Origin of the sequence: Variovorax sp. 350MFTsu5.1, from assembly GCF_048302515.1 — a bacterium.
Classification (GTDB): domain Bacteria; phylum Pseudomonadota; class Gammaproteobacteria; order Burkholderiales; family Burkholderiaceae_C; genus Variovorax; species Variovorax guangxiensis.
Genome location: NZ_CP157620.1, coordinates 3,499,461 through 3,513,740, shown reverse-complemented (window position 1 = coordinate 3,513,740; position 14,280 = coordinate 3,499,461). Strand labels below are relative to the sequence as shown.

The 14,280-nt window shown below is 68.0% G+C and carries 10 protein-coding genes; 4 read left to right on the top strand and 6 right to left on the bottom strand.

From position 1 onward, the window contains the following. Positions 1-22 precede the first annotated feature (22 nt). Positions 23-3,118, bottom strand: a complete 3,096-nt coding sequence (locus ABL843_RS15910; protein ID WP_418116447.1) for an efflux RND transporter permease subunit — start codon at positions 3,116-3,118, stop codon at positions 23-25. Then, positions 3,111-4,265, bottom strand: coding sequence for an efflux RND transporter periplasmic adaptor subunit (locus tag ABL843_RS15905; protein ID WP_418116446.1), 1,155 nt, complete (start codon positions 4,263-4,265; stop codon positions 3,111-3,113). The genes ABL843_RS15910 and ABL843_RS15905 overlap by 8 nt, the downstream gene beginning before the upstream one ends. A 196-nt stretch (positions 4,266-4,461) precedes the next feature. Here ABL843_RS15905 and ABL843_RS15900 point away from each other — a divergent pair, with 196 nt between their 5' ends. From ABL843_RS15900 to ABL843_RS15885, 4 genes are all read left to right on the top strand, one after another. Then, on the top strand, positions 4,462-5,169 hold the full coding sequence (locus ABL843_RS15900; RefSeq protein ID WP_418116445.1) for a response regulator transcription factor: 708 nt from the start codon (positions 4,462-4,464) through the stop codon (positions 5,167-5,169). Continuing rightward, positions 5,162-6,583: a sensor histidine kinase gene (locus ABL843_RS15895; protein WP_418116444.1), complete on the top strand. Its 1,422-nt coding sequence runs from the start codon at positions 5,162-5,164 to the stop codon at positions 6,581-6,583. Before ABL843_RS15900 ends, ABL843_RS15895 begins: the two co-directional genes overlap by 8 nt. Positions 6,584-6,658: 75 nt before the next feature. Further along, on the top strand, positions 6,659-7,639 hold the full coding sequence (locus tag ABL843_RS15890) for a tripartite tricarboxylate transporter substrate binding protein (protein WP_418116443.1): 981 nt from the start codon (positions 6,659-6,661) through the stop codon (positions 7,637-7,639). A gap of 219 nt (positions 7,640-7,858) precedes the next feature. Further along, positions 7,859-9,349: a tannase/feruloyl esterase family alpha/beta hydrolase gene (locus tag ABL843_RS15885; RefSeq protein WP_418116442.1), complete on the top strand. Its 1,491-nt coding sequence runs from the start codon at positions 7,859-7,861 to the stop codon at positions 9,347-9,349. Between the two features lie 28 nt (positions 9,350-9,377). Here the strand turns inward: ABL843_RS15885 and ABL843_RS15880 are convergent, their stop codons facing one another. Genes ABL843_RS15880 through ABL843_RS15865 form a run of 4 tightly spaced genes read right to left on the bottom strand, consistent with a single transcriptional unit; the run spans position 9,378 to position 14,273 of the window. Further along, a complete protein-coding gene (locus ABL843_RS15880; RefSeq protein ID WP_126019990.1) occupies positions 9,378-9,764 on the bottom strand; it encodes a DUF4150 domain-containing protein in 387 nt (128 codons plus the stop codon). A gap of 23 nt (positions 9,765-9,787) precedes the next feature. Further along, positions 9,788-10,522: a DUF3540 domain-containing protein gene (locus ABL843_RS15875; protein ID WP_369662290.1), complete on the bottom strand. Its 735-nt coding sequence runs from the start codon at positions 10,520-10,522 to the stop codon at positions 9,788-9,790. After that, positions 10,519-11,631: a pentapeptide repeat-containing protein gene (locus ABL843_RS15870; RefSeq protein WP_418116441.1), complete on the bottom strand. Its 1,113-nt coding sequence runs from the start codon at positions 11,629-11,631 to the stop codon at positions 10,519-10,521. The genes ABL843_RS15875 and ABL843_RS15870 overlap by 4 nt, the downstream gene beginning before the upstream one ends. Then, a complete protein-coding gene (locus ABL843_RS15865; protein ID WP_418116440.1) occupies positions 11,628-14,273 on the bottom strand; it encodes a DUF2169 domain-containing protein in 2,646 nt (881 codons plus the stop codon). The genes ABL843_RS15870 and ABL843_RS15865 overlap by 4 nt, the downstream gene beginning before the upstream one ends. Between the last annotated feature and the right edge of the window lie 7 nt (positions 14,274-14,280).

Here is a 14,280-nt window from a genome sequence, read left to right as displayed (position 1 = left end):
CTTCACTGGTTGTTCCGCTTTCCTAGCGATCGCGCCGCGAGCGCGTGCCCCAGCCCTTGCGTTCGAACACGCGTTCCATCGCGAAATACAGCGTGGGCAGGATGAAGAGCGTCAGCAGCGTCGACACCACCAGCCCGCCGACCACCACGGTCGCCAGCCCGCGCTGCACGTCGGTGCCCACGCCGGTAGCCAGGGCTGCGGGCAGCATGCCGACCGACGCCACCGTGGCCGTCATAAGCACCGGCCGCAGCCGCTCGGTCGCGCCTTCGAGCACCGAGGCCTGCAGCGCCAGCCCTTCGCCGCGCACGCGGCGGAAGTTGGCGACCATGATGATCCCGTTCTGGATCGACACGCCGAAGAGCGCGATGAAGCCCACGGCCGTCGCCACGTTGAGCGTTTCACCCGCCACGTGCACCGCGATCAGCCCGCCCAGCGTGGCCATGGGCACCACGCCGAGGATCAGCGCCACCTGCCGGATCTTTCCGAACTGGAAGAACAGCAGCACCGCCATGATGCCGACCACGATCGCCAGCGACACGCCCAGCCGCGCCTGCGCGCGCTGCTGGTTCTCGAACTGGCCGGCCCACTGCAGCCGGAACTTCGTCGGGTCGAACTTCACTTCCTTCGCGATGCGATCGCGCGCCTCGTCGAGGTAGGAGGCGAGATCGCGGTCGCGGTTGTCCACGCGCACCGTGATCTGTCGCTCGTTCATCTCGTGCGAGATCGTGCTTTCGCCGGTCTGCAGGCGGATGTCGGCCACCTGCGCTAGTGGCACCTTGGCGCCGCTGGAGCTGTTGAGCAGCAGCGAGCCGATGGCCTCGGTGTTGCCCTTGGCGCTCCTGGGCATCTTCACCGACACGTTGTAGGTGCGGTTGCCCGAGTACACGGTGATGACGGGCGCGCCGCCGATGCCGGTCTGGACCAGGCTGGCCACGTCGTTCGCGTTCACGCCGAAGCGCGCCGCCGCCTCGCGGTTGAGCTGGATCACCACCTGCGGGATCGGCGGCTCCTGGAAGAGCGATGCCGACGCCGTGCCGCGCACCGTCTGGAGTAGGTCGACGATCTGGTTGCCGATGCGCCGGCTTTCCTTCAGGTCGTCGCCGTAGATGCGCAGCACCAGCGGGCTGTGCGCACCGCCCACGGCGTCGTTCACGCCGTCGATGATCGGCTGGCTGATACCCACGTCGAAGCCCGGCATGCGCGCGAAGCGCTCGGTCAGGGTGCGCACGAAGTCGGCCTTCTTCACCCCGGCCGGCCACTCGCCGTACGGCTTGAGGCCTACCGGCACCTCCATGTGCGAGGGCGTCCACGGGTCGGTGCCGTCGTCGTTGCGCCCGAGCTGCGTCACCACGTACGAGACCTCGGGGTATTCGAGCAGCACATGCCGAAGCTCGGTGGCCATCTCGCTGGCCTTGTCCAGCGACAGGCCCGAGGGCAGCTGCACCTGCAGCCACAGGGCGCCTTCGTCGATGTCGGGCAGGAACTCGCGCCCGGCCGTGGCGCCCAGCACCACCACCGCGGCCAGCGCCGCCACGCTCAGCCCGTAGGCGATCGCCGGCACGTCCAGCAGCCGCGCCAGCACCCGCCGGTACGCGCCCGTGAGCCACACCAGCGGCTTGTTGACGAAGGGCTTGCTCGGTTTGCGCAGCGCCACGTAGGCCAGGCTCGGAATGAGAGTGAGCGCGCAGAGCAGCGCGCCCACCAGCGCGTAGCCGACCGTGAACGCCATCGGCTTGAACAGCTTGCCCTCCGCCCGCTCGAAGGCGAAGAGCGGAAAGTACGCCGTGATGATGATCAGCGTCGCGAAGAAGATCGGCCCCGACACATGACTCACCGTCTCGAGGATGTTGCCCTCGGTGAGCGTGGCGTGCGGCTCTTCTTCCCTTCGCCGCAGGATGGCCTCCATCACCACGATGGCGCCGTCCACGATGATGCCGAAGTCGATCGCGCCCAGCGAGAACAGGTTGGCCGGCATGCGGGTGAAGTGCATCACGATGAACACCGTCACCAGCGACATCGGAATGGCCACCGCCGCCACCACCGCGCTGCGCGGGCTGCCCAGGAAAAGAATGAGCACGAAGCACACCAGCGCCATGCCTTCGAGCACCGTGTGCGTCACCTTGTCGACAGTGAGCTTCACCAGGTCGTCGCGGTCGATGTAGGGCACGATCTTCACGCCCATGGGCGCGAGTTCTGCCTGCAGCTCGTCGATCTTCCTGTGCACGCCTTCGAGCACGCGCGAGGGGTTCTCGTACTTGAGCATCAGCACGATGCCCTCGATGGTGTCCGGGTTGGTGTCCTTGCCCAGGATGCCGCCGCGCTCCTGGTGGCCGAACTGCAGCCGCCCCAGGTCGCGCACCAGCACCGGCGAGCCGCTGCTCTGCGCCACCACCACCGAGCCCAGGTCGTCCAGCGTGCGGATCTGGCCGATGCCGCGCACCACGTAGCTCTGGTCGCCGCGCGCGATGCGCCCGCCACCTGCGTTGGCGCTGTTGTTGTTGATGGCCGTGACCACGTCGTTGAGCACCAGCCCGTACTTCTGCAGCCGCGCCGGGTCCAGCTCCAGCTGGAACTCGCGGGTGAAGCCGCCGAAGTTGTTGATGTCGACCACGCCGGCCACCTGCTTGAGCGCGGGAATCACCTTCCAGCGCTGCAGCTCCGACAGCTCCATCAGGTTCTTGCTGTCCGACTCCAGCGTGTAGCGGTAGATCTCGCCGGCCGGCCCCGCCACCGGCCCCAGGCCGGGCTGCGCGCCCGAGGGCAGGCTGACCTGGCCGATGCGCTCGGTCACGCGCTGGCGTGCGAAGTAGTCGTCGGTGCCGTCCTTGAAGGTCAGCGTGATCAGCGAGAGGCCGAAGGTGCTGCTGGAGCGGATCGAGGCCAGCCCCGGCGTGTTGCTCAGCGCGCGCTCCAGCGGCGTGGTGATCTGCTGCTCGATCTCCTCGGCGGCCAGGCCGTTGACCTGCGTGGTCACCTGCACGTTCACGTCGCCGAGGTCGGGGTAAGCCTCCACCGTCATCTGCGTCCACGACCACGCGCCGAAGAGCACGAGCGCCACCGACATCGCCCAGGCCAGGTGCCTGCGGCGGAAGAACTGGGTGATGATGAGATTAATCATTCAGCAGCACACCACCACGGACCACCACGCGCTCGCCGGCGGCCAGGCCGCTGCGGATGCGAACCTTGTCGCCGTCTTCCCGGCCCAGTTCCACCGTGCGGCGCACGAAGGTCCAGGGCTCGGCCTCGACGAAGACGCTCACGCTGTCGTTGTTCATCAGCAGCGCCGATGCCGGCACCTGCGGCTGCGCGCCCTGCGGCACGCCCAGCACGGCCGTCGCGTACATGTTGGGCTTGAAGATGCCTTCGGGGTTGGCGAACACGATGCGCGCGCGGGCGCGACGCGTGTCCGCGTCGAGCACCGCACTCACGAAGGCGACCTTGCCGGTGAAGCTGCGGCCCGGGTAGGCGGCCAGCGTGACCACCACGTTCTGCCCCGGCGCGACCGTGCCGACCACGCCCTCGGGCACGTTGACCGTGACCCAGACCGAATCGAGGTTCGACACCGTCATCAGCGCCGCGTTGGCGTCGTTCAGGCTGGAGCCGGCGGCCGCGTTCAGCGCCGTGATCGTGCCGGACGTGGGCGCGACGATCTTCAGCACCTGGCCCGCCTGCGCGCCGCTCGCGTCCGCGCCCAGGCTGCGCAGGCGCGCCTCGCTGCGCTGGAGCTCGGCCTTCTGCTGGGCGACGCTGCTGCTGGCGGCTTCCACGTCCTTCGCGGCGTTGGAGCCGGCCTCGTTCACGCCGCGTGCCCGCACCAGCGCCCGCTGCGCGAGGTCGAGCGCGTCGCGGGCCTTCTGCGCGTCGGCCACGGCCTGCGCGAGGTCGGGCGAACTCATCGTCGCGAGCACCTGGCCGCGCTTCACGGTGTCGCCCAGGCGCACCTTCAGCTCGAGCAGCCGGCCGGTCAGCGGCGGCAGGATGTTGGCGGTATTGGCCGGATTGGCTTCCACCGTGGCGGGCAGGCTCACCTCGTGCGGCAGCGTGTCCTGGCCGACCGTGGCGACCAGCAGCCGCTCGCGCAACGGCGAGCCGGCGGGCACGCTCAGGCGGTTGCCCTGGCGCACCAGCATCGGTGCAGGGGCGGCGGCCACGGTGGTGGCTGCATGGGCGGTGCTGTCGAAGGAATCGACGCACAGGGCCGCGCAGGTCATCACGCCGAAGACGATGCGCGCGGGAGTCATTTGGTAGAGGGATTTCTTCTTCATCGCATGCGGATGTCGAGGGACGGGCGCGCCGTGCATGGGACGCCTTCCCATGCCCTCGATCCGCTCCCGTCTCCTGCCGGGGAGCGTAAGAAATGACGCCTGAAGAAGCTCCCAAGAAATCCTGAAGAAATCTTCAGGATCGGCCTTCGGCGGCCCCGATGGCCGGAAGTCAGGAACACGCGGCATGATCCGCGCCATGAGAATTCTGCTGATCGAAGACGACCGCAAGGCCGCCCGGCTGCTGGCCCGGGGCCTGCAGGAAGAGGGCTTCGTGGTCGACGTGGTGCACACCGCGGAGGAGGGCGACGAGGAGGCTTTCGTCGTCGCCTACGACCTGATCGTGCTCGACTGGATGCTGCCCGGAAAGGACGGCCTCACCCTGTGCCGCGACCTGCGCCAGCGCGGCTGCAAGACACCCGTGCTCATGCTCACAGCCCGCGACGCGCTCAGTGACCGCGTGGCCGGCCTGAACACCGGCGCCGACGACTACCTCACCAAGCCCTTCGCCTTCGACGAACTGCTGGCGCGCGTGCGCGCGCTGCTGCGCCGTTCGGAGCTGGTGCGCCCGACGGTGCTTGCGCTGGCCGACCTCAGCCTCGACCCGATGAGCCAGCGCGTGCTGCGCGGCGGCGCGGTGCTGGAGCTGACCCACAAGGAGTTCGCGATCCTGCAGATACTGCTGCGCCATGCCGGCGAGGTGGTCAGCCGCTCGCGCCTGGCCGAGCAGGTGTGGAAGGACGACCTGATCGCCATCGACAACCTGATCGACGTGCACATCAGCAACCTGCGCCGCAAGGTCGACGCGCCGCCGGCCGCGCCGCTGATCCAGACCGTGCGCGGGCGCGGCTTCAGGCTGGCGCTGGCGGACGACGGCGCAGGTGCCGGAAGCGTCGCTCATGCTTAGCTTCCGCAAGCGGCTGGCGCTGGCGCACGTCAGCGTGATCGTGGTGGTGATGGCGGTCGCCGCCCTCGGCTCGTACCTCGTGTTCTCGCGCAACGTGCACCGCGAGCTCGACGCCGCGCTGCTGGCGCTGGCCGAGACCGAGATGGGCATGCTGCTGTCGGCCGGCGAGGGCGACACCGTCATCGTCCACGAGGCGCCACCCGGCCCCGGCGCGCCTTCGTTCGTGCGGCTCGACCGGCTGGTGCAGATCGTCGATGCCGATGGCCGCGTGCTCGCGCGCAGCAGCAACCTCGGCGAGGCGCAGCTGCCCATTCCAGCCGCGCTGCGTGAGCGGCTCGCGGCGGGCGAGACCGTGTTCGAGACGCTCGACGGCTACGGCGAGGAACCCACGCGCATGGTCTCGGTGCCCGTGCCGGGTCGTGCCTCGCTGCTCGCGGTGCAGGTAGCCGGCTCGCTGGACGACGTGAACCGCACCGTGGCCATGGCCAGCGCGCTGTTCATCATCCTTGGCGGCGCGCTGCTGCTGGCGCTGGGCGCAGCCGGCGCGCTCATCACCCGGCGCGCCTTCGGCGCCATCGACGACGTGGTGCGGCAGGCCCACCGCATCGGTGACGCGAACCTGGGCGAGAGGCTGCCGCACCCCGGCACGCGCGACGAGATCGGCCGGCTGGTGGACACGCTCAACGACATGCTGGCACGCATCGAACAGGGCATGGAAGCACAGCGGCGCTTCACGTCGGATGCCTCGCACGAGCTGCGCTCGCCGCTGTCGCGCCTGCGCACCGAGCTGGAACTGGCGCTGCGCAGGCCGCGCGAACCGGCCGCGTATGTGGAAACGCTGCGCTCCTCGCTGGAGGAGGTCGAGTCGCTCACGCTGCTGGTCGAGGAACTGCTGGTGCTGGCCAGGCTCGACGCCGGCCAGGAACGCGACGCGGTGGAAACGGTATCGCTGAACCAGCTCGCCGAAGAGGCCCTGAGGCGGCTCGAGCCGCTGGCGCGCGAGCGGCGCCTTGCCTTGTCGCTGGATGCGGCGCGACCTGTCGCTGCACGCTTCGCCCGCGGCGCGGCCAGCCTCGCGCTGGCCAACCTGCTCGACAACGCCCTCAAGTTCTCCCCTCCTGACACCACAGTACGCGTGAGCCTGCGCGCGGACGCGGAGGCGAACGAGGCCGTCATCACCGTGGCCGACAGCGGCCCCGGCATCCGCGGGGATGAAATGCCGCACCTGTTCGAGCGCTTCTACCGCGGTGCTACGGCGCGCTCGGATGAGAAAACGCCGGGCCTGGGCCTCGGCCTGGCGCTTTCGCAGGCCGTGGTGCACGCGCATGGCGGGCGGATCGAGGCGGCGAACGAGAGCGGGGGAGGGGCGCGGTTCGACATGAGGTTGCCGCTGGCGGTGCCGGGCAAACCCTGACCGGGCGCGCGGATGGCGCTTCGAGAATGGCCCGGTCCATTCCCGAAACGACGCAACGAAAGGGTTTCCGCCGCCATGTCCCAAGCCACGCTGTCCCGCCGCCGGTTCACGCTCGCCACCGCCGCCGCGAGCCTCGCCTTGCCGTCCCTCGCGCAGCCCGCATGGCCCACCAAGCTGATCCGCGTGATCGTGCCGTACACGCCCGGTGGCTTCACCGACCAGATGGCGCGGCTGGTGCAGATCGGGCTGCAGACGAAGCTGGGGCAGCCTGTGCTGGTCGACAACAAGCCGGGCGCCAACAGCCTGATCGGCGTCGATGCGATCGCCAAGGCGGCACCCGACGGCACGACTTTCGGCGTCGTCATCGCGGCCTATGCGGCCAACACCACGCTGTACCCGAAGCTGCCCTATGACCCGCGCAAGGACCTGACGGGCGTTTCGCTGATGGGCGTGTCGCCGCTGCTGGCTGCAGTGAACGTCGATGCGCCGTTCAAGACGGCGCGCGAGCTCATCGACTATGCGCGAGCCAATCCGGGTAAGGTGAGCTTCGGCTCCTCGGGCAACGGCTCTGCCGCGCACCTGACCACCGAGCTGTGGAAGTCGCTGACGCAGACCTACATGATCCACATCCCGTACCGGGGCGCGGTGCCGGCGCTGACGGACCTGATGGGCGGGCAGATCCAGCTTTTCTTCGATGCGCCGACGGGCCTCATCAACCAGGCCAAGGCCGGCAAGGTGCGGCTGATCGGGGTGGCGGGCGACAAGCGGCTGGCGGCGGCGCCCGATGTGCCGACCTTCATCGAGCAAGGCTTTGCGGGCTTCACCGGCAGCACCTGGGCCGGCATGCTGGCGCCGGCGGGCACGCCGCGCGACATCGTCAGGCGCATGTCGCAGGAGGTGGCGAACATCATCAGGAGCGACGACACGCGCGCCAAGCTGGATGCGATGGGCACCATTCCCGCAGGCAGCACGCCGGAGGAATTCGATGCGTTCATTACCGCTGAAACGGCGAAATGGGGAAAGGTGATCCGCACAGCGGGCGTGAAAGCCGAATAACAAGCGCAGTAGCGCTTTCAAGGTAATTCAGTCGTTCAAGACAGGTTCCGAGGTCCGGAAGGTCATTCGGATGGCGCTGCACGGATAGTGCGGCCCATTGCAGGGCAATCGAGAATTTCACTGCCTCAAGAGAAGGCACGGGTCCATCCGCGCTGATTCGGGAAGAAGAAGAGGCGGCGGTGGGTTTGTGAAATCCAATCGATACCCTGGAGACAAATCTTGAACAAGACGAAGATTTCCGGCTTTCATGGAGCAACACGGTGGCCGGGGCGGCTGCTTCGGCCATTTCTCCTCGCAATGGCCTGCGGCGCGTTTATTTCATCGGCACACGCGGCCAACGACATTTCCGGCACGCTCATCAGGACCTGTTCCAACCAGCTGAACGGCTCGCGATATGCCGATGCGGTGCTGGACGATTTCCGCGGCACCCGCTTTCCTTCGCCAAGGACGGGCGGCTTCACGGTCACTTCCGTCGAGCAGGTCTGGCTCGCGCTGCCGGCCTATTGCCTCATCAAGGGAACGATCCAGCCGACTTCTCCGGGCGGTGTCGATCCGGCGGTGAAGGACCCGAGCTACCGCGTGTCCGACATCAATTTCCAGATCTATGTCCCGTCGCAATGGAACGGCAAATTCGTGCAGCTCGGCGGCGGAGGTTTTGCCTGGAAGACCGACGTGGTCGCCAACGGCATCCAGACGAATCTGCAGTATTCGCCCTCGCTGCAGGGAATTGCGCTGTCGAATTACGCGGTGATCCTCGCCGATGCGGGCGTCGGCGATTCGGGCAAATCCTTCGACCCCGAATTCGTGCAGGCCGGCAGGAAGCTCAGCGACGTCGCGAAGCAGGAAATGGTGAAGAACTTCGGCCAGGACTCCATCAAGAAATCGCTGGACGTCGGGCTCTATCTATTGAAGAAGCTCACGGGCAGCAAGCCGACCGACACCTATTTCGTCGGCATTTCCACCGGCGGCCGGCAGGCGTTGAAGGCCATGGCGAACTGGCCCGACGCCTACGACGGCATCGTCGCCGGAGCACCGCCCGTGGACGAGACCAACCTGCTCAAGACGATCGAGGTACCGGCGGTGGTCAACGACTGGGTGGTCAACTGGGCCGGCGCCTCGGCAATGATCACCAGCCTCTTCGGCCAGCAGGTGTCGCAGCAGACCCTGAGCGACGGGCTGGGCGCGGTCTCGCGGCACCTGGCGGACGTGGCCATCGAGTCCGGCGCGGACTACGACGGCTACAACAGGCTGCTCGACGAACTCGCGCCCGTCTGGAACGTGCGGCCTGCCGAACTGCTTGCGTTCTTCGATGCGGCCGCAAGCCAGAAGAAGGCGGGCGGAAAGGGCAAGAAGATCATCATCTACCAGGGCACGTCGGACTTCCTGGTGCCCTGCACCCAGGCCGGCGAGTTCGTCAGCAAGCTGGCGGCCTTGCCCTCGGGCGGCAAGGTGACGGCAAGCGACATCAAGGGCTCGGTGCGTGCCTATTTCATCGAGGACTACAGCCACGGCTTCTACAACACCAACTCGCTGCTCAGGCGGGTGGGGCTGACGCCGCTGCAGCTGGCCTGGAATGCCGTTGCGGATCTCGACAACTGGGTGCATGACGACCAGGCCCGCTATGGCGCGCCATCGCTTGCGAGGAATGCGACGGGCGAGATTCCGGCGAACCAGTCGCTGGGCGCGTGGAAGTGCATCGCGACACCCTGAGGCCGGGAGCGCCTCCGGGCGCCCGGAATCAGGGCGCCAGCACCAGCACCTTGAACTGGCTCGGCACGATCCGCATGCCGACGATGTTGCAGCGGTTCTGCACCGACAGGCTCGTCATGCGCGTGCACGGCGTGCCCTTCAGCAGCACGGTGAATGCACCGGTGATGTGGCGCGAGGGCCCCATCACCGTCTGCGACACCACGCCCATCAGCACCCCGGCGTTGTCGCCGTTGGTGATGGGCGTGACGGTCGCCAGGTTGTGCGCGGGAGTGCCGCCGTACAGGATGTTCCAGGCGTTGGGGATGGCAGTCGGCCCCAGCGCGAAGTTGGGGTAGGGAATCGGCAGCGCCGGCGGCGTCTTGCAGACGTCGGGAAAGGCGAGGTCGACGCCCATCATCTGTGCATTGGCGAACATGGCAACGGCTCCTTCGTTCGGGGTCAACCCATGTGGATCTGCTCGGCATCGACCTTGACCAGCCCCTTGCTGGTGAGCAGCGTGTTGTTCGAATGCAGGCGCAGGGTCTGCTCGGCCTGGATGTCGAGCTGGCCGGCACGCACCTGTTCCACTTCCTCGGTCAGGCGGAAGCTCGAGCGGGTGAGCAGGTTGAGGCGCTCCAGCACCACTTCGCAGGCGCGCCCGACGAAGCGCGACACCAGCACGTTGAAGCGGACGCGGGCGCCCTGGTAATCCATCTCGCCGATCTCGCAATGGGCCTGCCGGGCCTGCGCGCGCCACTCGGGCGACTGCATGGCGATCGAGGTGTCCGACTCCAGCGCCATGGGGCCGGCGCTGCGCGCGCGGATGCCCCCGGAGCGCGAGACCAGCGTCAGGTCGCCGTCCACGGCCAGCGTCGCCTGCCTCGGGTCGGCCTGGGCGACCACCGCGATGACGAAGCTCTCGCCCTGGCGGGTGGAGGTGATCAGCACCGTGTCGCCCGGCGCGGGCAGCAGCAGGCAGCTGGCGACGCGGCGGCAGCGCAGCGATCCCTGGCCGTCGTCGAGGCCGACCTCGAACCAGGGATCGCCATCGCTGGCGATCACCGTGGCGGTCCGCGTGCCGGAGTCCGCGCGGGCCGCGTTGGAAGGGCGTTGCATCAGCGGATCCAGCACGCCTTGCGTTGCATGGTGTGCGGCGGCGACCGTGTCGCCGGCCGTGTTCCGTGTGGAGTTCATGGGTTGTCTTTCTTGGGGCGCCGGCCATGGATGTCGCGGTCCAGGCGGGATGCGCGCTCGGGCTGCTCCAACGCCACCATCTCGGCTTCGTGCAGCGCGGGGTCACGGTCCAGCGTACCCACGCGGGTGCTGAACCTGGCGCCGTCCAGGTCGGCGCGATGGAATACGGTGCGCAGGAAGGCAGCGTCGCGGAAATCGGTCTGTACCAGAAGGGCGTAGGAGAAGTCGGCGTAGTCCAGCCGGCTGCCGGCGAACGAGGTCTGCCCGCAGTGCGCGCGATGGAAGACGCCTTGCTCGAGCTGCGCCTGCGAGAAGTCCGCGCCGTCGAGATGGGCGTCGACCCAGATGCTGTTCTGGAAGTTGCCGCGCCGCGCATCGGCGCCGCGCAGGTCGGCTTCGGGAAAAAGGCACTGCATGGCCTGCGCCCCTGCCAGCACCGCGTTGCGCAGGTCTGCGCCCTTGAAGTTGCACTGCGTGAGGCGTGCATCGCGAAAGCGGCACGCCGTCAGCACCGCATCGATGAACTGGCAGAGGTGGAACTGCTGGCCCGAGAAGTCCTGCCCCGCAAAATCCGCCTCGCTGAAGATCGCGTTCGTGAAGCTGGCTCCGGCATAGCGCGTGCCCGTCAGCGTTGCGCGGAAGAAGATGGTCGACGAGAAGGCCACCTCGTTGAAGGACGCTCCAGTCAGGTCGCACTCGGAGAACACGGCCTTTTCGAGGCTGGCACGGTCCAGGCAGGCGTCGTGCAGCTTACTCTGGTGGAAGTTCGCCTGGTCCATGAAGGCCTCTTCCAGCCGGACGCCCGAAAGGGTGCAGCCGCTGAACACCGAATGCGGCATGGAGGCCGAATCCAGCACCGCGTCGTGCAGGCTGCACTCGTGGAAGGCGGCTCGCGTCAGTTCCGCCGCCGGCAGCTGCGCCTGGTCGAAGCGGCACTTCTCGAAGATGGATTCGCCCAGCTGCGCGGCATCGGCCCGAACACCCCTGAAGCTGCATTCGCTGAACACGCCGCCGCGCAGGTCGATGCCCCTCAGGTCCATGTCGCTGAAGTCCTTCTCGCGGATCGGCTCACCGTTGCGGACCTGGGCTGCCAGCGTCTCGGCGTTCACGCTCTGCCCGCCTCGGGGCGCCGGGGCAGTGTCTTCATCTGGTCGATGTGGGCGCCCAGGGTGAGCGTGCCCGGGCTGATGAAAACCTGGGCGACATCGGCACGGAACAGGTTGGCCTCGCCAAGATCGGCATCGACCAGGCAGGCCTTCTGGAGGGTGGCATTCATGAGATTGGCGAGCCGCAGGGAAGCACGCGTGAAATCGGCGCGGATGAAGAGGCTGTCGGGCGCAGCCGCCGCGCGCAGGTCCGCGCCCTTGAGCGACGCGGAGGAGAAATCGCAGGTGTCGAGCGTGGCCCGTCTGAAGTTCGCGCCATCGAGCGGCAGCTCGCGCAAGGTGCAGTGCACCAGCGTGGCGTCCTCGAAGTCGGCCTCGCGAAGATCTGTAGTGCCGACGAAGCTGGTGGTCTTGAGAAGGGCATGCCGGAAGCGCGTGCCCTTGTGCAGCGGCGTGTGGGCCCAGCTGCAGGCTTCGACGGTGGCGCCGGAAAAATCCACCGACTCGAATTCGGCCTGTACGAACAGCACCTTTTCCAGGCGCGCCTCGCCGAAGTCGCAGCGCGTCAGGCGGCAGCGTTCGGCCATGCTCAGGTAGCTCAGGTCGGAGCGTCGCAGGCTGCAATCGGCCAGCTCGATCCCCTGCAGCAGCAGATGGCTCCAAGTCGCTTCGTCGAGGCAGCAGCCGGCCAGGCGCAGCTTTTCCATCTGCGTGCGCTCGAAGCGGGCCTTTGCGAAGTTGGTGTTCTCGCAGCGGGCGAGGCTGAGGTTGGCGCGCTCGAGGTTGCAGCCTGTCAGCGAGGCCTGGCGCAGGTCGGCGCGCACCAGCACCGATTGGCTCAGGTCGGCGCCGTCCAGGCGGGTGCCCTGGAGGCTGGCGCCTTCGAGCAGGGTCTGGTGCATGCGGGCGCCCCGCAGATCGAGGCCCGAGAGGTCGCAGCCCGTCAGGTCCATGGCGGACAGATCGCGGTCCGCGGCCATGGCGGCGAGCACGCGTTCGCGCGCCTGCGCATTCTGTTCAACGGCCATCGGATCGGCGGCCGCCTGGTGGTGGGCCCCCATGCGGTACAGCGCCAGCATGTCCTTCTGGCCCCGCTGTCCGAGGGCCTGCAGCTCGGAGTGCTCGGCGGCGCTCATGGCCGGGGTGCCCGTGGCCGCGGCGATGCCGCCCAGCCCCTTGAGGATGGTTTCGGCCTCGAACTTCGGCGGGCCCTTGAGCTGCGCGTTCCGGCTTTCTTCGATGATCCGGCTGCTGTCGAAGCCCGCCTTGCGCGATTCGGATGCGTTCTCCAGGGCCGCCTTTGCGACTTCCTGCCTGGCTTCCTCCAGCTTGCGTTCCTGCTCGCGCTGGTAGGCGCGCGTCTTCTCGATGAACTCGGGCAGTTCGGCCAGCGTGGGCATCTTGTCGAAAGGCTTCGGCAGCGGGCGTTCCCGGAAATGGCGCGGCTTGTGGCCGGCTTCCAGGCCGCGCGCGGTCAGTTCGGCGCGCAGGCGCTCGCCCTTGTCCTTGATGTTCCTTGCCAGGATCGATTCGCGCGCGTCGATCTGGTCCAGCCAGGGGCCGATGGCCGAGACCGGAAGCAGTTCCTCGTCGAGGAACGCATGGATCGCGCCTTTCTCGAGGTTGCAGCGGTTCTCGAAGACCGCCCCGTAGTGGGAGAGGGGGCGCGGCGGGCTGTCCGCCGACTCCATCGCCGGCATGACGTGCGTGATGTCCGCGGCGTCGTCCTCGGCGATGAGCGTCTCGCCGTGAAAGATCAGCATGACCTGCTCCACGTGCGGGAAGAACCAGGCCGTGGTCAGCCGCAGCGGCACCTCTTCCAGCGCAAGAGGCTGCGCAGACTTTCGTGCGACGAAGCCGCGTGCGCGCAGGTCCGGAAGCCGTCCGCGCAGCACCGCGTGCTCCGGGTGCATGTTCCAGATCTCATAGGGCGCGGCCGCGGGGATGGACAGTTCGTCGTTCCAGCGTTGTTCGGCAGCCGCGGCGTTGAAGAACTGCCAGTCCATGTCGCGCGCGAAGCCGGGGTAGAGCGTCTCGCGCCACTGGTCGCCGTAGTCCGTTCCGAGCAGCTTCATGCGCTCGGGCAGGTCGACGTCCATCGCACCCGGGCAGGCAGGGGCCGGACGCCGGTCGGGGCGGTCCATGCCATGGCCCGGGCGTTCGACGTTGGGAAGCCGCTGCACAAGCAGGCCGTTGACCATCTCGGGGGCGTAGCCGATGCCCGCGGGGTTGGCGGCGAAGCCTGGGCCGCCGAATGCGTGCTGCCAGTCCAGGCGCATGGTGTCGAAAGCCTGCGGCTCGGTGGCGCGGCCATCCAGCCAGTAGCGGTCGCCCGAAACGAGGAACTGGCGCCGCAAGCCGCCTACGCGCACGTCGACCGCGCAGCGCGTCTTGTCCTGCTGATGGCAGGTGTAGGCCTGGCCGCTCACCAGGAACTCGGGCCGCAGCTTGGGAATGCCGAGATCGATCGCGGACTGGTTTCCCACTTCGGCGGAAACGGTCTTCCAGAGCTCCGTCTCCGGCAGCAGCACGCCCCCTTCGCCGAGGGTGTGCATGCCGATCACGGTGATTGCCAAACGCTGGCTTTGCCCGCGCAGGAAGGGCCGCGTCAGGACGCTCAGGCGCAGGGGCTTGATGGTCTTCACGGCTGGA